19 protein-coding genes and 1 pseudogene are annotated in these 23266 nt (G+C 68.6%); 5 read left to right on the forward strand and 15 right to left on the reverse strand.

Features of this window, described 5'->3' with window-relative positions; all coding sequences use genetic code 11:
* Positions 1-517: 517 nt before the first annotated feature.
* From glgP to Q1B08_RS15730, 12 genes are all read right to left on the reverse strand, one after another.
* Positions 518-2212 (reverse strand): alpha-glucan family phosphorylase, encoded by a 1695-nt coding sequence (gene glgP, locus Q1B08_RS15675; protein WP_299820946.1) that lies wholly within the window; start codon positions 2210-2212, stop codon positions 518-520.
* A gap of 3 nt (positions 2213-2215) precedes the next feature.
* Positions 2216-3271, reverse strand: a complete 1056-nt coding sequence (locus tag Q1B08_RS15680; protein WP_299820949.1) for a type II glyceraldehyde-3-phosphate dehydrogenase — start codon at positions 3269-3271, stop codon at positions 2216-2218.
* Positions 3268-5469 (reverse strand): glycogen debranching protein GlgX, encoded by a 2202-nt coding sequence (gene glgX, locus Q1B08_RS15685; RefSeq protein ID WP_299821001.1) that lies wholly within the window; start codon positions 5467-5469, stop codon positions 3268-3270. The genes Q1B08_RS15680 and glgX overlap by 4 nt, the downstream gene beginning before the upstream one ends.
* Entirely contained in the window at positions 5469-6122 is a 654-nt protein-coding gene (locus Q1B08_RS15690; RefSeq protein ID WP_299820952.1) for an isoprenylcysteine carboxylmethyltransferase family protein, read from the reverse strand. The genes glgX and Q1B08_RS15690 overlap by 1 nt, the downstream gene beginning before the upstream one ends.
* A complete protein-coding gene (locus Q1B08_RS15695) occupies positions 6119-6415 on the reverse strand; it encodes a DUF2933 domain-containing protein (RefSeq protein ID WP_299820955.1) in 297 nt (98 codons plus the stop codon). Before Q1B08_RS15695 ends, Q1B08_RS15690 begins: the two co-directional genes overlap by 4 nt.
* 23 nt (positions 6416-6438) lie before the next feature.
* A complete protein-coding gene (locus Q1B08_RS15700) occupies positions 6439-8769 on the reverse strand; it encodes a heavy metal translocating P-type ATPase (RefSeq protein ID WP_299820958.1) in 2331 nt (776 codons plus the stop codon).
* A gap of 311 nt (positions 8770-9080) precedes the next feature.
* The gene (locus tag Q1B08_RS15705; protein ID WP_299820961.1) at positions 9081-9716 is read right to left on the reverse strand and encodes an RNA polymerase sigma factor; all 636 of its coding nucleotides are present in this window, start codon (positions 9714-9716) and stop codon (positions 9081-9083) included.
* A 41-nt stretch (positions 9717-9757) separates the two neighbouring features.
* Complete coding sequence (locus Q1B08_RS15710; RefSeq protein WP_299820964.1) at positions 9758-10438, reverse strand: sigma-70 family RNA polymerase sigma factor; 681 nt, start codon at positions 10436-10438, stop codon at positions 9758-9760.
* A 458-nt stretch (positions 10439-10896) separates the two neighbouring features.
* Positions 10897-11835, reverse strand: a complete 939-nt coding sequence (locus Q1B08_RS15715; RefSeq protein WP_299820967.1) for a 1-phosphofructokinase family hexose kinase — start codon at positions 11833-11835, stop codon at positions 10897-10899.
* Positions 11835-13178: an APC family permease gene (locus Q1B08_RS15720; RefSeq protein WP_366140031.1), complete on the reverse strand. Its 1344-nt coding sequence runs from the start codon at positions 13176-13178 to the stop codon at positions 11835-11837. Before Q1B08_RS15720 ends, Q1B08_RS15715 begins: the two co-directional genes overlap by 1 nt.
* 46 nt (positions 13179-13224) lie before the next feature.
* Positions 13225-13530, reverse strand: coding sequence for a DUF5676 family membrane protein (locus tag Q1B08_RS15725; protein WP_299820973.1), 306 nt, complete (start codon positions 13528-13530; stop codon positions 13225-13227).
* Positions 13527-13679 carry a hypothetical protein gene (locus tag Q1B08_RS15730; protein WP_299820976.1) on the reverse strand — a complete coding sequence of 51 codons (153 nt, stop codon included), beginning with the start codon at positions 13677-13679 and terminating at the stop codon, positions 13527-13529. Before Q1B08_RS15730 ends, Q1B08_RS15725 begins: the two co-directional genes overlap by 4 nt.
* Before the next feature lie 239 nt (positions 13680-13918).
* On the opposite strand from Q1B08_RS15730, the gene Q1B08_RS15735 reads away from it, so the two are divergent.
* The 5 genes and pseudogenes from Q1B08_RS15735 (at position 13919) to Q1B08_RS15755 (ending at position 21411) form a co-directional block, all read left to right on the forward strand.
* Positions 13919-15499 carry an L-lactate permease gene (locus tag Q1B08_RS15735; protein WP_299820979.1) on the forward strand — a complete coding sequence of 527 codons (1581 nt, stop codon included), beginning with the start codon at positions 13919-13921 and terminating at the stop codon, positions 15497-15499.
* 127 nt (positions 15500-15626) lie between these two features.
* Positions 15627-16400, forward strand: a complete 774-nt coding sequence (locus Q1B08_RS15740; protein WP_299820982.1) for a glucose 1-dehydrogenase — start codon at positions 15627-15629, stop codon at positions 16398-16400.
* A gap of 15 nt (positions 16401-16415) precedes the next feature.
* On the forward strand, positions 16416-18005 hold the full coding sequence (gene otsB, locus Q1B08_RS15745; RefSeq protein ID WP_299820985.1) for a trehalose-phosphatase: 1590 nt from the start codon (positions 16416-16418) through the stop codon (positions 18003-18005).
* Positions 18002-20437: a glycosyl hydrolase family 65 protein gene (locus Q1B08_RS15750; RefSeq protein ID WP_299820989.1), complete on the forward strand. Its 2436-nt coding sequence runs from the start codon at positions 18002-18004 to the stop codon at positions 20435-20437. Before otsB ends, Q1B08_RS15750 begins: the two co-directional genes overlap by 4 nt.
* A pseudogene (locus Q1B08_RS15755) lies at positions 20434-21411 on the forward strand (NAD(P)-dependent oxidoreductase). Before Q1B08_RS15750 ends, Q1B08_RS15755 begins: the two are co-directional and overlap by 4 nt.
* Here the strand turns inward: Q1B08_RS15755 and Q1B08_RS15760 are convergent.
* From Q1B08_RS15760 to Q1B08_RS15770, 3 genes are read right to left on the reverse strand one after another with little or no spacing between them, the layout of a single operon-like run.
* Positions 21360-21845 (reverse strand): hypothetical protein, encoded by a 486-nt coding sequence (locus Q1B08_RS15760; RefSeq protein ID WP_299820992.1) that lies wholly within the window; start codon positions 21843-21845, stop codon positions 21360-21362. The pseudogene Q1B08_RS15755 and the gene Q1B08_RS15760 sit on opposite strands and share 52 nt — an antisense overlap.
* Positions 21842-22522, reverse strand: a complete 681-nt coding sequence (locus Q1B08_RS15765) for a cytochrome-c oxidase (protein ID WP_299820995.1) — start codon at positions 22520-22522, stop codon at positions 21842-21844. The genes Q1B08_RS15760 and Q1B08_RS15765 overlap by 4 nt, the downstream gene beginning before the upstream one ends.
* Positions 22522-23172 carry an SCO family protein gene (locus Q1B08_RS15770; RefSeq protein WP_299820998.1) on the reverse strand — a complete coding sequence of 217 codons (651 nt, stop codon included), beginning with the start codon at positions 23170-23172 and terminating at the stop codon, positions 22522-22524. The genes Q1B08_RS15765 and Q1B08_RS15770 overlap by 1 nt, the downstream gene beginning before the upstream one ends.
* Between the last annotated feature and the right edge of the window lie 94 nt (positions 23173-23266).

A 23266-nucleotide genomic window follows, 5' to 3' on the forward strand; every position in this document is an offset into this window, starting at 1 on the left:
AGCGGACCTAGGGCACTGACGATACGTCAGTGCTTGGGCGACTAACGGTCCGCTACCTTTTCCGACTATCGCGTCGCCCTTGGAACATGCAAACTGTCCGCCATTACCTGCTCTGCCAGTGAAACTCGAGCGCTTGCCAAGATGGTCTTATTCGGACAGCCCGACAGAAGACGCGCCAGCGCTTCGGGTGATCTTGCCCCCTCGCTCCGTAGGCGGTGCCCGCCCGGCCATTCTGATAGCAAAGACCTCGCACCGGGCGCGAGGTGACGAATGCGATAGGGATCGAGTTCTAATCTAGTCCCGGGTTTCTCGGAGGCTCCAGACTATGAAGGGATAGAGCCACGTGGACCACCTCAGTCTTCGCCCCCGCTTCATGCTCGCGCAGGATCGGGATCACCTGCTGTCTGCTGGACTTCGATCGCTTCATCGTCCGTCCTCTCGTTTGCTCTGCTCCCTGAAAACTGGACCGCTCTGAACTGGAGTTTTCGGCTACGGTTTTTCCGAACAGTCCCCGCCATCATCGCAGATAGGCCTCGCCGGCGTAGCGGCGCATCATGCGCTGGCTGTTGAAGCGTGGGCCGATCTTGCTCATCGCCTGTTTCATCATCCAGATCCAGCGCGGCCGGTCGTCGTGGTAAAGCGGTAGGACCACGCGCTCCAGCTTGTCGTAGAGGTCTGCGGCGTCGTCCTCGTGGCGCCGGTCGTCGTCGCCCACGGCCCAGCCGGTCACGCCCTCGATCCAGGCCTCGATCCACCAGCCGTCGAGCACGCTAAGGTTCAGCACGCCGTTCACCGCCGCCTTCATGCCCGAGGTGCCCGAGGCCTCCATCGGCGGCAGCGGCGTGTTGAGCCATATATCGGCGCCCGCAACCATCGTCTTGGCCAGCGCCATGTCGTAATCGGGCATGAACGCCATCGGCATGCTTTCCTGCAGCGCTCGCATGTGTTCGTGGACGCGCCCGATCAGCGCCTTGCCGCCGTCGTCGCGGGGATGCGCCTTGCCCGCCATCACCAGCTGGAACGGCCGCTCCCGCTGGATCGCCCGCAGCCGCTCGAGGTCGGCGAAGATCAGGTCGGCGCGCTTGTAGCCGGTCATCCGGCGGGCGAAGGCGACGATCGGAAGGTCGGGCCGCATCTCGACCCCGCTGCGCGCCCGAATCTCGGCGATCAGCCCCGCCTTGGCCTCGGAATGCGCGTCCCAGACCTCGGCGTCGGACAGCGTGTCGGCCACAGCGAGCTGCTCGGGGTCGTGGCCCCAGGCGGGCACGAGGCGCTCGAACAGCCGTGCGAACGCCGGATGCGTCCAGGTCGGGACGTGAACGCCATTGGTCACCGCCCTGATGGTGTAGCCGGGGAACATGCCGCGGGTGGTCTCGGCATGCCGGATCGCCACGCCGTTTACGAAGCCGCTGAGGTTCAGCGCCAGCCGCGTCATGTTGAGGCGGTCCTCGCCCGCGAGCAGGCGGAGCTGACCGATCGGGATCAGCCCGTCAAGCTGCCGTTCGACGAGGTCGTAAGAGAAATGGTCGTGCCCCGCCTCGATGGGGGTATGCGTGGTGAAGACGCAGACCTCGCGCACCCGGTCGTCGTCGTAGTGCAGAACGTCGCCCGTGCTCAGGTGGGTTGTGCGCGGATGACGGCGCAGCAGAGCCGCCGTCAGCAGCGCGGCATGGCCCTCGTTCAGGTGATACGTCTCGATCTCGAAACCAAGCGCCCGCAGGAGCATCTCGCCGCCGATTCCCAGTACGATCTCCTGCTTCAGCCGCCAGGTATTCTCGCCGCCATAGAGCCGGTCGGTGATCGCCCGGTCCTCGGGTGCGTTCTGCTCCAGCCGGGTATCGAGCAACAGCACCGGCACCGCCTGTCCGATCGGGCAGGTCAGCACGTAGAGCCAAGGCCTTATCCAGACCGGCCGCCCCTCGATCGTCACCGCGACCATCGCGTCGAGCGGCACAGCCCACTCCGCCGGGTCCCATGGGTCGGCATGGTCGACCTGCCGGCCCTCCGCATCGATCTCCTGGCGCAGATAGCCCTCGCGGCTGGCGAGGGTGACGAACACCATAGGCAGGTCGAGATCGGCCGCTGACCGGGCGGTGTCGCCGGCGAGGATGCCGAGGCCGCCGGAATAGGTGTGGATTTCGGGGCGCAGCGCGATCTCCATCGAGAAATACGCCACGCGCCGCCGCGCAAGGAACGGGGCGATCGGCGCCATCGCTCAGCGCCCGCCGAGCGCATCCGCGACCGCGCCGACCCCGAGCGAGGCGTTCGTCGCCGCGATCGAGCGTTCGGCCTCGCGCACCTGTCCGGTCAGCGCGCGGATCGCGTCGATGGTCTCGGGGATCACGATCGCCTGGTTGTCGACCATGTAGGCGTAGAACAGCTCGTCGCCCTGCACCTTCAGCATGTCCGACCAGAGCGCCACCTCGTAGAGGTTGTCATGCGGGCGCCCGAGATCGGCCATCATCTCCTTGACGGCGTTGAGCGCAGTCAGCCCCTCGCCGACCTCGATCAGCGCGATCCGGGAGGAGGCGCGGAACGCCGCCAGAACCTCGTCCTTCTCGGCCTCGCGGGTCATCTGCACCGACCAGTAATGAAGGTGCGCCAGCGTCTCGGGCACCTTCACCGCCATCGTGACGACGTCGAGTTCGGGGTCGACGCTCTGCGCGTCGGGCCCCTGGTGGCTGGGGATCTCGGGCTCGGGCACCAGCGTGTTCATGATGCCGCCGAGATGGCTCTCCCACGGATCGGTCGCGCGCCTGAGCAGGGTGCCGCGGGCACGGGCGAGCAGCCCGGCACGCTTCAGCGCCAACAACGTCCGCACCGTCGAGGTGGTGTTGCACGAGACGACGCGAGTGCTGTCGCGGTCGAGCGCACTGGCATAGTTCGCCTCGGCGACGAAGGAATGGCCGGTGACCTCATGCTTCTCGCCGCCTTGCAGGATGAACTTGATGCCGCGCTGACGGTAGGTTTCGACGTTCTGCGCGGCGACCTTCTTCGGCGTGCAGTCCACGACCACGTCGGCTGCGCCGAGCAGGTCGTCCAGCGTGCCGGCGACGTCGAGCCCGGCGGTCCGCATCGCTCCGGCATGGTCGTCGGTGGCGGCGTAAAGGCCGAAGCCCTTGCGCGTGACGATCCGCGCCCGCCAATCGGCGGCGATGTCGGCCACGCCGGCCAGCTCCATGTCGTCCTGCAGCGCCACCGCGTCGGCGACCCGCTTGCCGATCACGCCGTAGCCGTTGACCGCGACGCGCGTCTTGGATTGCTGGTTCATGGTTCTCTCCTGTCTTCTGGGTTGGTGTCGCCTGCTATGCTCGATGGTGTCGCCTGCGGGCGATCCGCGCGAACGCCCTGCAACAGGACCATCGAGTGCGGCGCGAGCCGGCAGCCATGCGATGGCGGAATACGCTCCTGCGTTTCGAGGATTGCCCCATCGTCGGGTGCACATCTTGCCGTGTCGAGCACGCGCCTCCAGCCGCCGTCAGGCGATGCCGGCAACGTGAAGTCCGCAGGCTCATCGCCGGCATTGAACATCAGGCACAGCATCGCATCGTCGCTTGGCACGGATTGGGCGGGATGGATCATCATGCCGAGCGTCGTGCCCGCACCGCCCCAATCCGGCGCGAGGCCGTCACGGTCGAACCAGTCGACCTCGCTGTCGGTGTAGAAGCTGTCCGAGCGCAGCGTCGGGAAGCGTCGGCGGATGTCGATGAGGTTGCGCACGAAGCGCACGAGGCCCGCGTTCCCGTCGGCGAGGCGCCAGTCGTACCAGGACACCTCGTTGTCCTGGCACCAGGCGTTGCTGTTGCCCTGCTGCGTGCGACGAAACTCGTCGCCGCCCAAGATCATCGGGACGCCGCGCGACAGCAGCACGGTCGCCAGCATGTTCCTGATCTGCCGGAGCCGGAGGAGCTCGATGGCGGGGTCTTCGGTCGCGCCTTCGACTCCATGATTGGCGCTGAACTCCTGCCCGGGGCCGTCCCGGTTGCCCTCGCCGTTGGCCTCGTTGTGCTTGCGGCCGTAGCTCACCAGATCGTTCAGCGTGAAGCCGTCATGGCTGGTGACGAAGTTGATGCTGCCGAGCGGCGACTTCCCATGCTGGTACAGGTCGGCGCTACCGCAGAGGCGCGACGCGAAGGCGCCGCGGAGCCCCGGATCGCCGCGCCAGAAGCGGCGGACGTCGTCGCGAAAGTGGCAGTTCCACTCGGCCCATCGCTGGCCGGGGAAGCGACCGACCTGGAACGCGCCGCCCGCGTCCCAGGCCTCGGCGATCAGCTTGGCGTCGCGCAGCAGCGGATCCTCGGCGATCCGCTCGAGCAGCGGCGGGTTCTCGAGCAACCGGCCGTCCGCGCCCCGGCCGAGGATCGAGGCAAGGTCGAAGCGGAACCCGTCCACATGCATCTCGGCAACCCAGGTGCGCAGGCAGTCGATGATGGTGTCGCGCACGACCGGGTGGTTGCAGTTCACCGTGTTGCCGCAGTCGGAATAGTTTAGGTAGCCGCCGTCCGGGTCGAGCAGGTAGTAGATGGCGTTGTCGAAGCCGCGAAAGCTTAAGGTAGGCCCGTCCTCGCCGCCCTCGGCGGTATGGTTGAACACGACGTCGAGGATCACCTCGATGCCAGCACGGTGGAGTTCGCGCATCATCGTCTTGAACTCCGCCACCTGGCAACCGAGCTTGCGCCCGCTGCCGTAGCTCTCCTTCGGCGCGAAGAAGGCTGCGGTGTCGTAGCCCCAGTAATTGGCGAGGGGGATGCCGGCCTCCGGGTTCGCGCGCCCAACCTCCCGGCTGTTGAACTCCTGCACCGGCATCAGCTCCAGAGCGGTGATCCCGAGGTCGCGGAAATACGGGATCTTCTCGATCACGCCAAGAAAGCCGCCCGCTGCCCGGACGCCGGAGGAGGGGTGGATGGTCAGACCGCGCACATGCGTCTCGTAGATCACCGTCTCCGACCATGGCCGGCGGGGCCGCTCCACCCCCTGCCAGTCGAACTGCCCGTCCACCAGCAGCGACCGCACGGCAGGAAGGGCCGCGCCCCGCTGATCGGCGGCGGCCTCGCGGCGCCGGGTCAGCCGGCCAACGTCCGAACCCCCGGTTTCCACGACAGCGGTGGCATAGGGGTCGAGGAGCTGCAGACGCGCGTCGAACCGATGCCCCTGGCGCGGCGCCCATGGCCCATGGACACGCCAGGCGAAGGACTGGCCCCAACCGATGCCGCCGACGAACACGTGCCAGACGTCGCCCGTCCGGTGCCGCACGGGATCGAGATCGAGCACGAGCGCCGGGACGGCTGCCTCGACGCTGTCATAGAGCACCAGCTCGACCCGCTCCGCGTGGCGCGAGAAGACGGCGAAGTTGAACCCGTCGCAGCCCTCGCTGACCCCGAGCGAAAGCGGGCTCCCCGGCCGAATCTCAACGGCCTGCGCTGCGCTGCGCCGCGTCGCGCCGGGAGAAGCAGGATCGTGTCGTGGCATCACGCCCGCGTTCCGCGGATCGCCGACAGGTGCGGCACGAAGGCCGGAACACGCGCGGCATAGTCGCGGTAGGCCGCGCCGAACTCGGCCAGCGCCTCGCGCTCCTCGGCGCGTGCCAGGCGCAGGTACATGACTACCAGTACCGGGAACATCGCGAGCGTCAGCAGCGTCGGCCATTGCAGAAGGAAGCCGAACAGCACCAGCACGAAGCCCGCGTATTGCGGGTGGCGCAGCGCGGCGTAGGGGCCGGTGGTCGCCAGCGTCCCCCGCTGCTGCGCCGCGTAGAGGATCTTCCAGGCCGCCGAGATCAGGACGAAGCCGCCGCCGATGAAGACGAAGCTCAGCAGATGGAACGGTCCGAAATGCGGGTTCGCCTCCCAGCCGAACAGCATCTCGAGAAGGTGGCCGGCGTCGTGCGACAGCCAGTCGATGCCGGGATAGGCGCTCTGCAGCCAGCCCGACAGCAAGTAGATCGTCAGCGGAAAGCCGTACATTTCGGCGAAAAGCGCCACGAGAAAGGCGCTGAACGCGCCGAACGAGCGCCAGTCGCGCGTCGTCTGCGGCTTGAAGAAGCTGAACGCGAACAGGATGAAGATCGCCGAGTTGAGCACGACCAGCAGCCAGAGCCCGTAGGCGGGGACGGCCTCGGTCATTCTTCGTCTCTCGCCCGATTGCCGCCGCCCGCAGCGGTATCGTCGCGGTGCTCAGGGGGGTGTTCCGCGCCGCGGCCGTGCCTGTGGCTGCCGTGGCCTCCATGCCCCGCGTGCATGAAAAGGTGCATTCCACCGCAGAGCAGGAGAAGCATGATCAGCGGCCCCGCCCCCACCACATGGGCCCAGTGCTCTGCAATCATGTAGAAGCCGCCGACGGCGAGAAAGGTCATGAGGACGAGGTTGGTGGGTGATGCGAAGAAGCGCCGCAGCGCGTCGCGTCGATTGTCTTGCATGATGTCTTTCTCCTTGCTCCGCGTCAGGCCGCTTCCGGCTGTCCCGGCGCGGACTGCTTCCCTTTATCCTCAATGCCTTCCAGCCGAGTCCGCTTGAGCAGCAGCGCATTGACCGCGACCAGCGCCGAACTGCCCGACATGGCGAGCGCCGCGACGGCAGGGCTGATGATCAGCGGGTAAAACACTCCTGCTGCCATCGGGAAGGCGATCACGTTGTAGGCCACCGCCCAGAACAGGTTCTGGTGCATCTTTCGTAAGGTGGCGCGCGAAAGTTCGATGGCCCCCACGACGTCGTAGGGATCGCTCTTCATCAACACGACATCGGCGCTTTCCATCGCCACATCCGTGCCCGCTCCGATGGCAAAGCCGACATCGGCCTGGGTCAGCGCGGGCGCATCGTTGACACCGTCGCCGACCATGCCGACCTTTTTGCCCTGGGCCTGAAGCTCTTTCACCTTCTCGGCCTTCTGGCCCGGCAGCACATCGGCCAGCACCGTGTCGATGCCCAGTTCGCCCGCGATGCGGCGCGCCGTGCCCTCGTTGTCGCCGGTCAGCATCGCCACCTCGACGCCGCGTTCACGCAGCTTGGCCACGGCGGCCATCGCGCTCGGGCGCGGCGCATCGGCGATGGCGATCAGGCCCAGCATCCGGCCCGCCTGCGCCACATGGACGACCGTCCGGCCCTCGCCCTTCAGGCGCTCGGCCTCGGCGGTCAGGGCGCCGACGTCGATGCCCTCCTCGTCCATCAGGCGCCTGTTCCCGACCAGCACCGTCTCGCCCGCGATCTCGGCGCGCGCACCCCGCCCTTCGAGGTTGAGAAACCCCGCCATCTGCGGCACGTCGAGATCCGCGGCGCGTTCGACAATGGCCAGGGCTAGTGGGTGGTCCGATCCGCGGTCCACGGCCGCCGCAGCCCGCAGCGCGTCATCTCCGGTGCCGCCCTCGGCAGCCACGACCTCGACCACGCGCGGCTGACCCATGGTCAGCGTGCCGGTCTTGTCGAAGACGATCACGTCCAGCTTGGTCGCATCTTCCAGCGCGCCCGCATTCTTGAACAGGATGCCGTGCTGCGCGCCCAGCCCGGTGCCGACCATCACCGCCATCGGCGTGGCCAGCCCCAACGCGTCAGGGCAGGCGATGACGAAGACGGTGATCGTCAGCGTCAGCGCGAAGAGAAGCGGCGAGCCGATCCACCAGAACCAGACGGAGAAGGTGGCTAGCCCGATTACGATGGCGATTAAGACCAGCCACTGCGAGGCACGGTCGGCGAGCAGCTGCGCCGGCGCCTTGGAGTTCTGCGCCTCCTGCACCAGCTTGACGATCTGCGCCAGCGCGGTATCGGCGCCGACCTTGGTCGCCTGGTAGCGGAAGCTTCCGCTCTTGTTGATGGTGGCGCCGATGACCCGGTCGCCGGGCACCTTGTTCACCGGCATCGATTCGCCGGTGAGCATGGATTCGTCGACCAGGGTTTCGCCCTCGATCACCTCGCCGTCGACCGGGATCTTGTTGCCCGGACGGATGACGACCGTCTCCCCCTCCTGAACCTCCGAGGTCGGGATCTCCACCTCGCGCCCGTCGCGCAGGACCGTCGCCATCGGCGGGGCGAGGTCGAGGAGCGCCCGGATCGCCGCCGAGGCGCCGGCGCGCGCCCGCATCTCGAGCCAGTGACCGAGCAGGATGAAGACGAGCAGCACCGCCACCGCCTCGTAGAACTGCACGCCGGGAAAGAAGAAGGTCGAGCCGACGCTGAAGACGTAGCCGGTGCCGACCGACAGCACGACAAGCACCGCCATGTTGAGCACGCCGTTCCTCAGCGCCCGCCAAGCGGCTGTGAAGAACGGCCAGCTCGGATAGAGGATCGCGAGACTGCCGAGGAAGAACAGCCACAGGTCGAGTTCCAGCCCGAACGGCGGCGCCGGGGGCGTGAACATGCCGCCCATCGGCGAGTAGACGAAGATCGGGATGGTGAAGGCCAGCGCGATCCAGAACCGGTTGCGCATGTCGCGGACCATCTCCGCCATATCCATGCCGGCGCCGTGGCCCATCTCGTGCGCCATCTCGTCATGGGGGCCGCCGCCGCCGACGGCATGTCCTCCATACGGCGCGGGTACCGCCGCCGGCTTGCAGACGTGCCGCGGCGCAACCTCGCCGCCGCAGCGGAAGCCGCAAGAGGCGATCCGCTTGCGCAGCTTGCCGGCGTCGGTCGCGGCCGGGTCGAAATCGACCGTGACGCTGCTCGAAGCCGGATTGGCCGCCGCCCGGCTCACGCCCGGCTCCTGCCGCAGCCGCTTCTCGACGGAGAGATGGTCGAGCTCCTCGAAGAGGCCGCCGACCTCGAGTGTGACCGTGCGCATGGGCTGACCTCCGGCGATCACGTGACCGCGCTTCCTCGTTTCGATCGGGGGCTCAAACGCCACAGCAGCAGCCATTTGCGCTGGCCGCACGCGTTGCGGGCGCCGACTGCGGCGCCGCGGCCGGTTGCGCAGGTTGCGCGGGTTGCGATGCCTGCAGCGCTTGGGTTGCGGCAGCCGTTCCGTTGCGGCAGCGGCATCCTTCAGGCTGGACGGCGCCTGATCTCGCTTCGTTGGTCATCGTCGTTCTCCTCGACCGCCGCAATGGGCGGGCTTCATGGCTTGGTTCAACAGACGCGGAGCGACGCGGGACATTACAGATCCTCGATATTGCGGGCGGTTGCATAGCGCCGCCGGATCCGTTCGGCCTCCTCGCAGCCGCAGTCGAGATAGCCGTGCACCGGACAGGTCAGGCACATCTCCTGCAGCCGCCGCTTCAGCGCTTCCCGGGCGCGGTGCAGCCGCACGCCGAGCGCGTTGAGGGTGATGTCGAGACGCGCCGCCACCGCCTCCCGCGTCTCCCCGATCAGGTCGATGCGCCAGATCACCTCGGCATGTTCGGGTTTCAGCGTCGGCAGGAGCTTGTAGAGGCAGTTGCAGACCGCCTCCTCCAGCTCGGGATCGGGCTCGGCGGAAAACGCGTCGAACTCGTCGGGGCTCATTACCGTCTCCCGCTGTCGCCGCCGAATGGCGTGCCGCTGATGGTCTGCGATGCTGGTGGCGAGGATGCGGCCCAGCCAGCCGCGGATGCTCCGCACATCGCGCAGATCCGCCGACCGCGAGAGCGCCCGAAGCACGAAGGCCTGCAACACGTCCTCGGCCTCGTCGACGCTGCCGAGCCGTCGCCGCAGGTGCCCCAGGAGTGCCCGGCGGCTATCGACCAGCGCTTGGCGCACGGCGGCATCCGCAACCGTCCTGACGGCCTGCTCATTGGGATCAGGGATACTCATCGCCACCTCCGCCCTGTCTGACGCTTTGGCGTCGGCTTTTGTTACACTCCCCGCGATCCTCCTGCGTCTGCGCAGCCGCAAGTCTGAAACCCGCCGTCGCAACAGCTGCCGCAGCGCTTCGTGAGCTTGATCTTCAGCGCCCGCCGGGCGCGGTGCAGGCGCACGCCGACATTGTTGACGGTAATGCCCAGTTCCGAGGCGATTTCCTCGCGCGGGGCCTCCTCGAGATCGGCGCGCCGGATGATCTCGGCGTATCCCGGATTCAGTGCCGGCAGGACCTCATGGATGCAGGCGCAGAGTGTCGTCTGCGGTTCCTGATCGACCGCGTCCTCCCGCGGCTCCAGCGCGTAGTCGGCCTCGGCCCGCTGCCGCGTGGCGCGGCGCCGGTAGTGATCGGTCAGCGTGTTGCGCAGGATGCGGCCGAGCCAGGCATTGATCTTCTCGCCGTCCTGCAATGTGTCCGCGGCGCGGATCACCTTGAGCGAGAAGTCCTGAACGGCGTCCTCGGCGTCCTCGGGACGGGCGAGGCGGCGGCGGAAATAGCGTAGGAACTCATTACGGCATTCGACGAGATGGCGCTCGACCGCCTTGTCGCGGACGGCCGGGCTCGAGGGGTGGAATCGGTGGCGGAGGTGAACAGACATCGAAAGCGTCTCCAGGCGCAGGGGATTGACACGATTGCCAAGAGCGCCGCTGGCACGCTGATGCGCCGCGGCGATCACTCAGGCGAGCGCGGGGAGACGAGGTGGGCGGAAGAGCCCGTCGATCGGTCGCGGGTCGTGGCGGGGCGCAACGTCCTTCCGTCGCCAGCCGGACCGCCTAGCCAAGCTGGGCAGCGCCATGTCGGCTTCGGGAAGATAGAGGCAGGCGCCGACCATGTGGCAGGATACAAGCCGTCCCGCACCGTTGTCGTGGCGGATCTCGGAAGGCTGCGTGAAATCCGCAACCCGCATCGCCTGCGCATCCGCAGTTGCCGGCGCCGCATGCCGGAGGTCGGACATGCCGCCGATGGCAATGAGAAGACCGAGCAGAACCGCCCACGTCCAGGACGGCGCGGCCGGACGCCGTCTCTTTCCACGGCTCGAGCGTGTTGGCATTTTACTGATCACGGCCCCTGCTACCGCACTGGCGGGCGGACGCACTTGATCAGGATCAAGCCGCTCCAGGTCCGGATGCGAGCCTAACGGAGCGATCCACGCGCTTGCATCTCTGCGTAGAGCCGCTCGACGTCCTCGCGTCGGCAGAGCTCGGTCCCAGGCGAGAGCACCGCGGCGGCGCCTGCTGCCATGCCGTAGGCGAATGCGTCCTCGACCGAGCGCCCCCAAGCCACCGCCAGCGTCATGGCGGCGAGAAAGCTGTCGCCGGCGCCGACGGCGCTCCTCACCGGCACCGCTGGCGGGGCCAGGCGCAAAGCGCCATTGGCCGTGACAAGGAGCGCCCCGTCTCGCCCGAGCGTCAGCGCGACGATCTGGGTCGCGCCAGACGCGATGAGTTCGTGCGCGGCGGCCTCCTGCTCGGCTGGGGCGGGCAACCTCCGCCCGACGAGCGTCTCGAACTCGCCGAGGCTTGGCTTGATCAAGTATACGCCGTCGCCGATCCCGGCCCGAAGTGCGGCTCCGGAGGTATCAAGCACCAGCTTGATTCCCTTCCGCCGCGCGGCCTCGCCGGCCAAGGCATAGAAGTCTTGGGGCACGCCGCGCGGCAGGCTGCCGCTCGCCACCAGGTAGTCGCAGTCGATTTCGTCCAGCGCCGCCAGGCAGGCGCGCCACTCGGCCTCCGCCACCAGCGGGCCTTCGGGCACGAAGCGGTATTCCATGCCGCTCGATCGCTCGAAGACGGCGTGGCTGATCCGGGTATGGTCGGCGATCGAGATGCGCCGCCGGGTGATCGCCGTGGCGGCCAGCAGGTCGTCGAACACGGCCCCCGTGGCGCCGCCGGCGAGATAGACGGCGAGCGTCGGCCCGCCGAGCTCGCGCATGACCCGCGCCACGTTGATCCCGCCGCCGCCGGGATCGTATCGATCGTCCGAGGTCCGCACCTTGTGGATCGGTCGGACAGTCTCGGCCTCCGCGGCGCCGTCGATGGAGGGGTTCAGCGTCAGCGTGACTATGGGTTTCATCAGGCCTCCTGCTTCCCGTCGGCCATGCCGGTCCAGCGCTTGAGGTAGAGCCGCTCGAGCACGAACACGACGACGATCGCGAGAACGGCCGTGACGACGATGAGGGGATCGGAGCGCAGCCGCAATGCCCCGAAGACCGCGAGCACCACGATGTCGAGCGTGATCGCGGTGATCAGGATCCAGTTCCGCGCGCCGATCTCCTGCCGCAGGCCACGGAGGACGCCCCAGTGGATCAGGATGTCCATCACTAGGTAGAAAAAGACGCCGAGCGCGGCGATGCGGGTGAGATCGAAGAACACCGCCAGCACCGACGCCAGTACAACCGTGTAGACCAGCGTGTGGTCGCGGATCGGCCCCGACATGCCGAAATGGCTGTGCGGGATCATCTTCATACTCGTGAGCATCGCCAGCATGCGCGAGACCGCGAAGACGCTGGCTAGAAGTCCGGATCCCGTGGCCACGACCGCGAGGGCGATGGTGAAGTAGAAGCCCGCCGACCCGAAGGCCGGCGCCGCCGCCTCGGCCAGGGCATAGTCCTTGGCGGCGACGATCTCGTCCAGCGAGAGGCTCGCTCCGACGGCGAACGCGACGAGCAGATAGATCACCACGCAGATCGCGATCGAGATCATGATCGTGCGACCGACATTGCGGTGCGGATCGACGATCTCCGCCCCGCTGTTGGTGATCGTCGTGAATCCCTTGAACGCGAGGATCGAAAGGGCGATCGAGGCGACGAATCCGGCGATGGGCTGCGCCTCGGCGCCACTCCTGGCCGGCACGAAGGCGAACCCGGCCGCCCAGAGCGCGGCGATGCCGAAGAGCGCGATGCCACCGATCTTGATCGCGGCCATCACCAGCGAGAAGAGCCCGACCGAGCGAGCACCGGACGCGTTCACCAGATAGGCGAAGACGATCAGCGCGACGGCGAGCACCGGCACCAGGGCGCTGTCCTCGCCGACGCCGAACGGCCGCAGCACGTAGGTGCCGAAGGTCCGCGCCACCAGGCTCTCGTTGATCACCATTGAGAGCGCCATCAGCAACGACGCCGCCGCCGCGATGGCACCCGGGCCGTAGGCCTTCTGCAGGATCATCGCGATGCCGCCGGCCGAGGGATAGGCGTTCGACATCTTGACGTAGGTGTAGGCGCTGAACGCGGTGACGATCGCGCCCGCGACGAAGGACAGCGGAAACCACGGCCCCGCCAGTTCGGCGATCTGGCCGGTCAGCGCGAAGATCCCCGCCCCGATCATGACGCCGGTCCCCATGGAGACCGCGCCGATGAGCGTGATGCTGTTCTTCTGGTAGCCGGAGTTCGCCGCCCGGTTCTGGGTTCCGTGCGTCACGGTCATCCGATCCGGCCCCCCGTATGTCGAGACACGACCCCCGGCGTCACCGGCCCCACCGCGCGGCGAAGATGTTGAAGAGCGGCGCGAAGATCAGCGCGATATACCAGCCATAGGCGAAGCTCTCCACCAGCCCGAGCAGAAAGCTTGGCCAGCTGAGCCAGGTGAAGCCAGGCAGTAACTCGATCCAGGCGCGGAACATAACCGCTTGCGGAAAGATCAGCCCGAACGCCACGCAAAGCGCGAAGCTGATCGCCAGGAAGAGCCCGAGGCTCATGCCGAGCGCCAGCACCGGAATGCGCGGCGGGCGTGTCGCGGCGGGATGAAGGTCAGCCTGATAGATCTTGGTCATCCTTGTCTCCCGCGCAGTCCCTCGCGAGGCGCGTGGCTCGGGACCGCACGGCGCATCGTCGTTCCGTCGGGGGCGACCCCGCCCGCCAAGAGAGCGCTCATCGGCAGGATCAGCCCGATCCAGACTGCGAGAAACATCAGCGTCTCCATATCTTGTCTCCTTTCCGGTTTCCACGGCATCGCGAAAGCCGGGAGCCGGCCTTCATGCTGGTTTGGACGCGCGACCCGCCGCGAGATTACAGCGGCGCCGCGCTTGAGCCCGCGTAACCTTCGGGCGAGACATGCGTCACGAAAGGTCGGGCGCGCCGCGATGACCGCGAGGACGAGCCGTCTGCCGAACCGAGACAGGGAGGCCCGATGACCGCCCCACTTCCCCGAAGATCCCGCCGATGATCCTTGCCGCGCTGACCCCGTTGCTGGCGGTTCTCGGCCTGCTCGTCGTCCTGCGCCTGCCGGCGGCGGTGGCGATGCCGGGGAGCTTCGCCCTCACCGCGGGCGTGAGCGTCGCGGCCTGGGGCGTGCCTCTCCGCCGAGTGCTGGCCGCCTCGATCGAGGGGATACTGATCGCGGTCTCGATCCTCTGGATCGTGTTCGGCGCCATCCTGCTTCTGAAGGTGCTGACCGGCGGCGGCGCGATGGCGGCGATCCGACAGGGCTTCGCGCGGATCTCGCCCGATCCGCGGGTGCAGGTCATCGTCATCGCCTGGCTCTTCGGCGCGTTTCTCGAGGGCGCCGCAGGTTTTGGCACGCCCGCTGCGGTTACCGCGCCGCTGCTAGTCGCGTTGGGGTTTCGGCCGATGGCGGCGGTCACGCTGGCGCTTGTCGCCGACAGCAGCCCGGTGTCGTTCGGCGCCATCGGCACGCCGGTGGCCGTCGGGCTGATGCAGGGCCTGCAGACCGGCGACAGCGCCGTCGCGCCGGACTTCGTCCAGGCCGTGGCGGTGCAGGCCGCCGCCATCGACGTGCTTGTCGGGACCTTCGTCCCGCTGGTCCTGCTGGTGCTGCTGGCCGGCATCTTTGACGAGCGGCGCGACTGGCGGCGCGGGTTGGCGGCGTGGCGGTTCGCCCTGTTCGCAGGCCTAGCCTACACCTTGCCGGCCTTGGCTGTCGCTGCGTTACTCGGGCCGGAGTTTCCCGCGCTGATCGGGGCGTTGGTCGGTCTGGCCGCGGTGGTGCCGACGGCGCGCCGCGGCTTTCTGCTGCCGGCGGACACGACGCCGCCCGCCTCGGAACCAAGTGGCGCGGCGCAGATGCCTCTCGTCCGGGCCTGGGCGCCCTACCTGCTGCTGGCACTCTTGCTCGTCGCCACCCGCGTCGAATTCCTGCCCTTGAAGGCCTGGCTCCAGAGTATCGTGCTGGCCTGGCCGGATATCCTGGCAACCGGCATCGGCGTCACGCTGGCCCCGCTCTACCTGCCCGGGACGGCCTTCGTCGCCGTTGTGCTGATCGCCCTTCCGCTGCACGGCATGAATGGGCGCGAGACTGCCGCGGCGCTGCACGGCGCCGGCGGCGCCATCGCCGGCAGCGCGCTTGCGCTCGGCGCGGCGGTGCCGATGGTGCGGGTCTTCATCCATTCCGACGTGAACGACACTGGCCGCGCCAGCATGCCGATGGAGCTTGCTGCCGTTGCCGCCGATCTGGCCGGCGCGGGCTGGCCGCTGGCGGCGCCCTTTGTCGGCGCGCTCGGCAGTTTCCTGTCGGGCAGCGCGACCTTCAGCAACCTGATGTTCGCGCAGTTCCAGATCGGCGCCGCCGACCGCGCCGCAGTGCCCGAAACCGTGGTGCTGACGGCGCAGATGCTTGGCGCCAATGCCGGGAACATGATCTCGGTCCTCAACGTCGTCGCCGCGGCGGCCGTGGTCGGCCTGTCGCGTCGGGAGGGGGCGATCATCCGCATCACGCTGGTGCCGATGTCGCTCTACTGCCTCGCCGCGGGGACGGTGGCACTGCTGGTCGCCGCGTTCGGCTGAGGGCCGGTGCGTAGATTTCTCAACGCCGGCTGTAATGCCGCGATGTCCGGTGCGTCTGTCATCAGAAGGCCGCGCGGCATCGTCAGGCGTGTCGGCTGTCGACTTCGACCGGAAGGAGCAAAACGTCATGCGAATGAACGGCAAGGTGGCGATCGTCACCGGGGCGGCGCTAGGGCTGGGCGCGGCCATGGCGCGGATGCTGGCGCGCGAGGGCGCGAAGGTGGTCGTGACCGACATCAAGGATGCCGAGGGCGAGGGCGTGGCGCAGGCGATCACCGAAGCCGGCGGCGAGGCGCTCTACCGCACCCACGACGTCGCCGACGAGGCCGCCTGGGAAGCGGTAGTCGCGGCCACGCTGGACCGCTTCGGCCGGCTCGACGTGCTGGTCAACAACGCCGGCGTCGGCTGGGGCGGCCCGCCCGAGGACGAGACGCTGAAGCGCTGGCGCCAGCTGATGGCCATCAACCTCGACGGCGTGTTCCTCGGCACCAAGCACGCGATCCGGGCGATGAAGCGGAACGATCCTCCAGGCGGCGCAATCGTCAACATCTCGTCGATCGAGGGGCTGGTGGGCGATCCGAACCTCGGCGCCTACAACGCCTCCAAAGGCGGCGTGCGGCTCTACACCAAGTCGGTCGCGCTCTACTGCGCCAAGGCGGGGTTGAACATTCGGGTGAACTCGCTGCATCCGGGCTACATCTGGACGCCGATGGTCGAGAGCTATTTGGCCGAGCACGGCGACGTGGCGGAGGGGCGCCGGGCGCTCGACGCGATGCACCCGGTGGGCCATGTCGGCGAGCCCGACGACATCGCCTATGGCGTGGTCTACCTCGCCTCGGACGAGGCGAAGTTCGTCACCGGCGCCGAGCTGGTCATCGACGGCGGCTACACGGCGCAATAGCCCATGGAGGCCGAAATGCTGATCGAACACGCGCCGGACAGAGGAGGATCGACAGACCGCGCCACGTTCCTCTCGATGGACAGGATCGCAGCGCTCGACGCGGTCATCTTCGACCTCGACGGGGTGGTGACGCGGACGGCGCGGCTGCACCAGGCGGCGTGGAACGTGCTCTTCGAAGAGCACCTTGCGCCCCGGACGGATGCGCGCGTCAAGCCTTTCATGGACACCGATTATCGCCGCTTCGTCGACGGAAAGCCGCGCTACGAGGGGGTGCGCAGCTTCCTGGCCTCCCGCGGCATCGCGCTTCCTTACGGCGATCCCGCCGATCCACCGGATCGCTTGACCATCTGCGGCCTCGGTAACCGCAAGAACCTGGTCTTCAACGATCTGCTGGCTGAGCGCGGTGTTGAGGTGTTCGAGGGCTCGGTTGCCTTCATCCGCTCGCTGCGGGAGCGTGGCGTGCGGACGGCGCTGGTCTCGGCGAGCCGCAACGCGGTGTCGGTGCTGGAGGCCGCCGCGTTGACCGACCTCTTCGAGGTGGTGGTGGACGGGGTAGAGGCGGCGCGCCTCGGCCTCCCGGGCAAGCCGGGGCCGGACACGTTCCTGGAAGCCGCGCGGCGCCTGGGCATACCGCCCGATCGAGCGGCGGTGGTCGAGGATGCCATCGCGGGAGTCGCGGCCGGACGCGCCGGCGGCTTTGCCTTGGTGATCGGGGTCGCGCAGGCCGGCGACGATGCTGCGCTGCGCGAGGCTGGCGCCGATCTGGTGGTAGGCGACCTGTCTGAGCTCGAGCCGCCGCCGGCGAGCTCCGGGTTGCCGGACGCGGGGGAGCGGATCGGCGAGATCGCCGCCCGGCTCGCCGGCAAGCGGGCGGCCGTGTTTCTTGACTACGATGGCACGCTGACGCCGATGGTGGACCGGCCCGAGCGCGCCGTGCTGAGCGACGCGATGCGCGATGTCCTGCGCCGCCTCGCCGAGGTGAGCACGCTGGCCATCGTCAGCGGCCGCGACCGTGTCGACGTCGCGCGGCTGGTGGGCATCGGGTCGCTGATCTACGCGGGCAGCCACGGCTTCGACATCACCGGACCCGATGGGCTAGCCCAGGAGAACGAGCGCGCCGCCGAGGCGCTGCCCGCGCTCGCGGCCGCCGCGGACCGGCTCGACGCGGCGCTGGAGGGCATCGAGGGTGCGCAGGTCGAGCGCAAGAAGTTCGCCATCGCCGTGCACTACCGGCGGGTCGCCGAAGGCGAGGTCGACGCGCTGCGGCGCGCCGTCGAGGCGGTCGCGGCCGAGCATCCGGAGCTGAGGCAGACCGGCGGCAAGATGATCCTGGAGCTGCGCCCGCGCGTCGACTGGGACAAGGGCCGTGCCGTCCTGTGGCTGCTCGAGGCGCTGGGGATGGGCGACGACGACGTGCTGCCGCTCTATCTCGGCGACGACGACACCGACGAGGACGCCTTCGCGGCACTTGCCGGGCGCGGCATCGGCATCCTGGTCTCCGACACCAAGCGGCAGACCGCGGCGCAGTACGTCCTGACGGATACCGACGCGGCGGGCGCCTTCCTCCACGACCTGGCCAGCGTGCTGGACGGGGGCGCCCGGTGACCGAATGGACGCTCGCCTACGACGGGTTCGATCCGGCGGCGGAGGGGCTGCGCGAGGCGCTCTGCACGCTGGGCAACGGCGTCTTCGCCACCCGCGGTGCCGGCGAGGAGGCCGAGGCAAGCGACATCCACTATCCCGGCACCTACCTCGCCGGGGGCTTTGATCGGCTGACCACCCAGATCGCCGGCCGCGAGATCGAGAACGAGGACCTCGTCAACCTGCCCAACTGGCTGCCGCTCAGCTTCCGCCCCGAGGGCGGCGAGTGGCTGAACCTGCTGGCGGTCGAGATCCTCGCCTACCGGCAGGAACTCGACCTGCAGGCCGGCGTGCTGCGGCGCAAGCTGCGCGTGCGTGACCACCAGGGGCGCGAGACGTCGCTCGCCTCCCGGCGGCTCGTCAGCATGGACGCGCCGCATCTGGCGGCGATCGAATGGACGCTCACGGCGGAGAACTGGTCGGGCGGCGTCGAGATCCGCGCCGCGCTCGACGGGCGGGTGATCAACGCAGGCGTCGAGCGCTACCGCCAGCTCGACGGCAAGCACCTCGTGCCGCTCTCGACCGGAGAGATCGGCGCAGACGCGGTCTCGCTCGGCGCCCGCACCCGGCAGTCGCATTTGCGCATCGCCGAGGCGGCGCGGACGCAGCTTTTCCGTGGCGACGCACCCATAGACTGCACGCGGTGGACCGAGCACGAGGACGGCTACGTGGCCCAGACGCTGAGCTTCGAGCTGGCCGAGGGTCAGCCGGTCAAGGTCGAGAAGGTCGTGGCGCTTTACACCTCGCGCGACCGGGCGATCTCCGAGCCGGCGCTGGCGGCGGCCGAGGCGCTGCGCGAGGCGGGGCGGTTCGACGCGCTGCTCGAACGCCACGCGCTCGCCTGGTCGCAGCTCTGGCGGCGCTGCGACCTCAGGCTGGAGGGCCATCCGCGCACACAGATGATCCTGCGGCTGCACATCTTTCATCTGCTGCAGACCGTTTCGCCGCACAGTGTCGAGCTTGACGTGGGCGTGCCGGCACGCGGGCTGCATGGCGAGGCATATCGCGGGCACATCTTCTGGGACGAGCTCTTCATCTTCCCGTTCCTCAACCTGCGCCTGCCGCAACTCACCCGGGCGCTGCTGCGCTACCGCCACCGCCGCCTGCCTGCGGCGCGGCGGCTGGCGCACGAGGCCGGCTATCGCGGCGCGATGTATCCCTGGCAAAGCGGCAGCGATGGGCGCGAGGAGACGCAGGTCGTCCATCTCAATCCCAAGTCCGGCCGCTGGCTGCCCGACAACAGCCAGCTTCAGCGCCACGTCAACGCGGCCATCGCCTACAACGTCTGGCGCTACTACGAGGCGACCGGTGACGCCGAGTTCCTGTCGGTTCGCGGCGCCGAGATGCTGATCGAGATCGCCCGGTTCTGGGCCAGCATCGCTGAGCACGACGAGGACGGGCGCTGGCACATAAGAGGCGTGATGGGGCCCGACGAATTCCATGACAGGGTGCCCTGGTCGGAGGCGCCGGGGCTCGACGACAACGCCTATACCAACGTCATGGCGGCCTGGGTGCTGGTTCGCGCCGGCGAGGCGCACGACCTGCTCGAGCCCGACCGGCGCGCCGAGCTCGACGAGACGCTCGGGTTCGCGGCCGAGGAGCGTGCCCTCTGGGACGAGATCAGCCGCAAGCTCATGGTGCCGTTCCACGACGGCGTCATCAGCCAGTTCGCGGGCTACGAGCGGCTGCAGGAGTTCGACTGGGAGAGCTACGCCGCGAAGTACGGCGACATTCACCGGCTCGACCGCATCCTCGAGGCCGAGGGCGACAGCGTGAACCGCTACAAGGCCTCCAAGCAGGCCGACGCGCTGATGCTGTTCTATCTCTTCTCCGCCGAAGAGCTGGAGGACCTGTTCACCCGGCTCGGCTACGACTTCGATCGCGAGATGATCCCGCGCACGATCGCCTATTACGGCACGCGCACCTCGCATGGCTCGACGCTCAGTCGCATCGTCCAGTCCTGGGTGCTGGCGCGCTCGGACCGCGGCGGGTCCTGGACGCTGCTCAAGGAGGCGTTGGAGAGCGACATCGCCGACGTTCAGGGCGGCACGACCGCCGAGGGCATCCATCTCGGCGCCATGGCCGGCACGGTGGACCTGGTGCAGCGCGGCCAGACCGGGCTGGAGATGCGCGGCGACGTGCTGCGGATCAACCCTTGCCTGCCCGAGGAACTGACCGGCCTGAGGATGCGTATCCGCTACCGCGGGCACTGGCTGGAGATCGCCGCCGATCGCGGCCATCTGACGGTTCGGGCGCCCGACGGCTGGAACGGACCAGACCGGATTGTGATCCGCGACCGCGACTATCCGTTTGCGGCAGGCGAGACGCTCGACATTCCCTGCCACGCCGAGGACGGCGGCTGGTGCCCGGACACCGCGCGAGGAAACGAGCCATGAGGATCGCCGTGTTCGAGGCCGAGGAATGGGAGCGGCGGGCCTGCCAGACGCTGCAGCCGGCACATAGCGTGAGCTGCACGCCCGAGGCGCTGAACGCGCGGAATGCCGAGGCCCATGGCGCGGCCGAGATCGTCAGCACCTTCGTCAACTCGCGCCTCGGCGCCGACGTGCTGGCGAACTTCTCCGACCTGAAGCTGATCGCGACCCGATCTACCGGCTACGACCACATCGACCGCGACTGGTGCGCCGTGCATGACGTCACCATCGCCAACGTGCCCGATTACGGTGATGCGACGGTGGCCGAGCACGCCTTCGCGCTGCTGCTCGCGGTGGCGCGAAACCTGGTCGAGGCGGTCGAACACACCCGCCACGGCAACTTCTCGCAAAACGGGCTGCGCGGGTTCGAGCTGCGCGGCAAGGTGCTGGGGGTTGTGGGCACCGGGCGGATCGGCCGGAAGGTGATCGAGATCGCCGGCGGCTTCGGCATGGAGATCGTGGCGCACGACCTGCATCCCGACGGCGAGGCGGCTGCGCGGCTGGGGTTTCTGTAGAGCGACGATCTCGACGCGGTGCTGGCGGCGGCGGATGTCCTCACGCTGCACGTGCCGGCGACGCCCGGCGCCGCCAGCCTGATCGGCGACCGCGAATTTGCGCTGATGAAGCCCCGCGCGGTGCTGATCAACACCGCGCGGGGCAACGTCGTCGATGTGCCGGCGCTGGTGCGGGCGCTGGCCGAGGGAAGGCTGCGCGCCGCCGGGCTCGACGTGCTGCCGCAGGAGCCCTTGATCCGCGAGGAGGCGCAGATCTTCCGCGGCGCCTGGTCGAAGGGGCATGACCTCAAGGCGCTGGTCGCCAACCACGTGCTGCTGCGCTTCCCGAATGTCGTCGTGACGCCGCACACCGCCTACAACACCGAGGCCGGTCACCGCCCTGCCCTGCGCCAGGCCGAGGCGGTGCCGATCGCGGCGAAGTAGGCCGCCGTCGGGACGACGATCCATTGCAGCAGGGGCGTCAGGCCGGCGTCGATGACGGGTACGACCGGCATGATGTCGCGGTAGGCCCAGGCCGCCCGGATGACGATGTTCAGCCATTCGCTGAAGATCGTGTAGCCGACACCGAACACGAGCGCGACGACGAGGACCCTGTGCCTGCGTGCCAGGGGCCAGGATGCGTCGCCGACAACGAACAGCGCGAGAAACAGGGCGCTCATGGCGATGAGGAGATCGCCGCCCGTGCAATGCACGACCGCGAAGACGATCTCGCCCCAGGTGCCCTCCACCCAGATCGTGTAGAGCGGGATATGGGCGGTCTCCCACAGCAGATGACCGACGGCCGAGAACAGGACGTAGCGGCGGAGCACGGACACCCAGTCGGGGCGTGCATTTTCAAGGAATGTTGCGTCGGTCATTCAAAGAACCTCCGGATTCGGTCGAGCGGCCCCGGCTCGGGAGGATGTGCGTTCGTCAGGCCGTTGATGTAGCGGATCATGTTGACCCGCGCGAAACCCGACCCGTGGAACAGGCCTGCCTCTTGCGCCCCGCGTCCCAGGACGTAGGCGATCGGCCCCTCCGCGCCACGATCCGACATGCGCGCCCAGTCGGCACGTAGCTCGGCGACGGCGCCGTCCTCGCGGGGAACGAGGTCGAGCCGGTCGGCGTCGCCCCCGCCCGCGGCCGTCGGGCTTCCGTGCGCCATTACGGTCACGAAGGCGGCCAGGTCGCGCATCAGGGTGTCGTTCACGGCCTCCCTCACGCGGGCCAGCAGCGCCTGCTGATCGGCGCAAGAGGTCCCGCAGCCCGCGGGCACGAAGCTCAGGACGACAACCTTCTCCTCGAGATCGCGCAAGTCGAACTCCGTCCCGTCGACGGCTCGCAGCTGCAGGCCGGGTGGGTTGCGCCGGGCGTGCTCGAAGGATGACTCCTTCGCGGCCATCGCCTCGCCCAGTCGGTCCCCCGGATGGTTGGCCAGCGCGGGCTCGGACATGGCCAGCAGGGCCAGCAGCCCTGCCCTCATCCAGCGCGCCGCACCAGCCGGGTCACGGCGGCCCCCGGCCTGCTCGGCAAAGGACATGCGGATCCGGGGCATCATCGGTCCCCCCATGCGCCCATGCGCGCCGAGATCAGGGTGGCCATGTCCTCGGGCGGCTGCTCCCTCTCCTGGAAGACCGCCTCGAACGTCCCGTCCGGGCGCATCAGGTAGATGTGGCCGGCATGAGCCATCATGTAGCCGTCGGGCGCGGTCTCGTTCTCCACCCGCTCGTACCAGGTCCGGAAGCTTGCCGCAGCGTCGGTCACCTGTGCCTCGGTGCCGGTCAGCCCGTTCAGGCGCGGGTGGAAGGCGGAGACGTAGTCCGCCATCACGGGAACGGTGTCGCGGGCCGGATCGACCGTGACGAAGAGCGGCGCCACCGCGTCGGCTCGGGGGCCGAGCAGGTCGAGGACGCCGGCCATGTAGGCCAAGGTCGTCGGGCAGACGTCGGGGCAGTGGGTGAAGCCGAAGAAGACGAGCTGCCAGCGCCCGGCGAAATCGGCCTCGGTCACAGCGCGGCCGGTGTGATCGGTCAGCGAAAACTCCGAACGGATGTCGGCCTCGCCGATGGTCGACGCCAGGGGCGCTGCCGGCAAGGGATCCGTCCGCAGGATCAGCGCGCCGGCGCCGGCAGCGAGCAGGATCGCGGCCGCGCCGGTCCAGATCGCCAGACGGATGCGCCGGCGGGTGGTCTGTTCTGAGGTCATTGTCTCGAACTCGGGTTGGTCCGCCCGGACCGAAGCCCGGGCGGATTGGTGTCAGCCGTCCTGCGGCTCGACTTCCGGTGCGTTCATCTGGTCC

Origin of the sequence: uncultured Jannaschia sp. (assembly GCF_947494025.1) — a bacterium.
Taxonomy (GTDB): domain Bacteria; phylum Pseudomonadota; class Alphaproteobacteria; order Rhodobacterales; family Rhodobacteraceae; genus Jannaschia.

What these genes read in the sequence shown, in the direction of transcription:
- glgP (WP_299820946.1), bottom strand. Translation starts at nt 2,212, where the DNA reads ATGGCGCCGATCGCCCCGTTCCTTGCGCGGCGGCGCGTGGCGTATTTC.
- Q1B08_RS15680 (WP_299820949.1), bottom strand. Translation starts at nt 3,271, where the DNA reads ATGAACCAGCAATCCAAGACGCGCGTCGCGGTCAACGGCTACGGCGTG.
- glgX (WP_299821001.1), bottom strand. Translation starts at nt 5,469, where the DNA reads ATGCCACGACACGATCCTGCTTCTCCCGGCGCGACGCGGCGCAGCGCA.
- Q1B08_RS15690 (WP_299820952.1), bottom strand. Translation starts at nt 6,122, where the DNA reads ATGACCGAGGCCGTCCCCGCCTACGGGCTCTGGCTGCTGGTCGTGCTC.
- Q1B08_RS15695 (WP_299820955.1), bottom strand. Translation starts at nt 6,415, where the DNA reads ATGCAAGACAATCGACGCGACGCGCTGCGGCGCTTCTTCGCATCACCC.
- Q1B08_RS15700 (WP_299820958.1), bottom strand. Translation starts at nt 8,769, where the DNA reads ATGCGCACGGTCACACTCGAGGTCGGCGGCCTCTTCGAGGAGCTCGAC.
- Q1B08_RS15705 (WP_299820961.1), bottom strand. Translation starts at nt 9,716, where the DNA reads ATGAGTATCCCTGATCCCAATGAGCAGGCCGTCAGGACGGTTGCGGAT.
- Q1B08_RS15715 (WP_299820967.1), bottom strand. Translation starts at nt 11,835, where the DNA reads ATGAAACCCATAGTCACGCTGACGCTGAACCCCTCCATCGACGGCGCC.
- Q1B08_RS15725 (WP_299820973.1), bottom strand. Translation starts at nt 13,530, where the DNA reads ATGACCAAGATCTATCAGGCTGACCTTCATCCCGCCGCGACACGCCCG.
- Q1B08_RS15730 (WP_299820976.1), bottom strand. Translation starts at nt 13,679, where the DNA reads ATGGAGACGCTGATGTTTCTCGCAGTCTGGATCGGGCTGATCCTGCCG.
- Q1B08_RS15735 (WP_299820979.1), top strand. Translation starts at nt 13,919, where the DNA reads ATGATCCTTGCCGCGCTGACCCCGTTGCTGGCGGTTCTCGGCCTGCTC.
- Q1B08_RS15740 (WP_299820982.1), top strand. Translation starts at nt 15,627, where the DNA reads ATGCGAATGAACGGCAAGGTGGCGATCGTCACCGGGGCGGCGCTAGGG.
- otsB (WP_299820985.1), top strand. Translation starts at nt 16,416, where the DNA reads ATGCTGATCGAACACGCGCCGGACAGAGGAGGATCGACAGACCGCGCC.
- Q1B08_RS15760 (WP_299820992.1), bottom strand. Translation starts at nt 21,845, where the DNA reads ATGACCGACGCAACATTCCTTGAAAATGCACGCCCCGACTGGGTGTCC.
- Q1B08_RS15765 (WP_299820995.1), bottom strand. Translation starts at nt 22,522, where the DNA reads ATGCCCCGGATCCGCATGTCCTTTGCCGAGCAGGCCGGGGGCCGCCGT.
- Q1B08_RS15770 (WP_299820998.1), bottom strand. Translation starts at nt 23,172, where the DNA reads ATGACCTCAGAACAGACCACCCGCCGGCGCATCCGTCTGGCGATCTGG.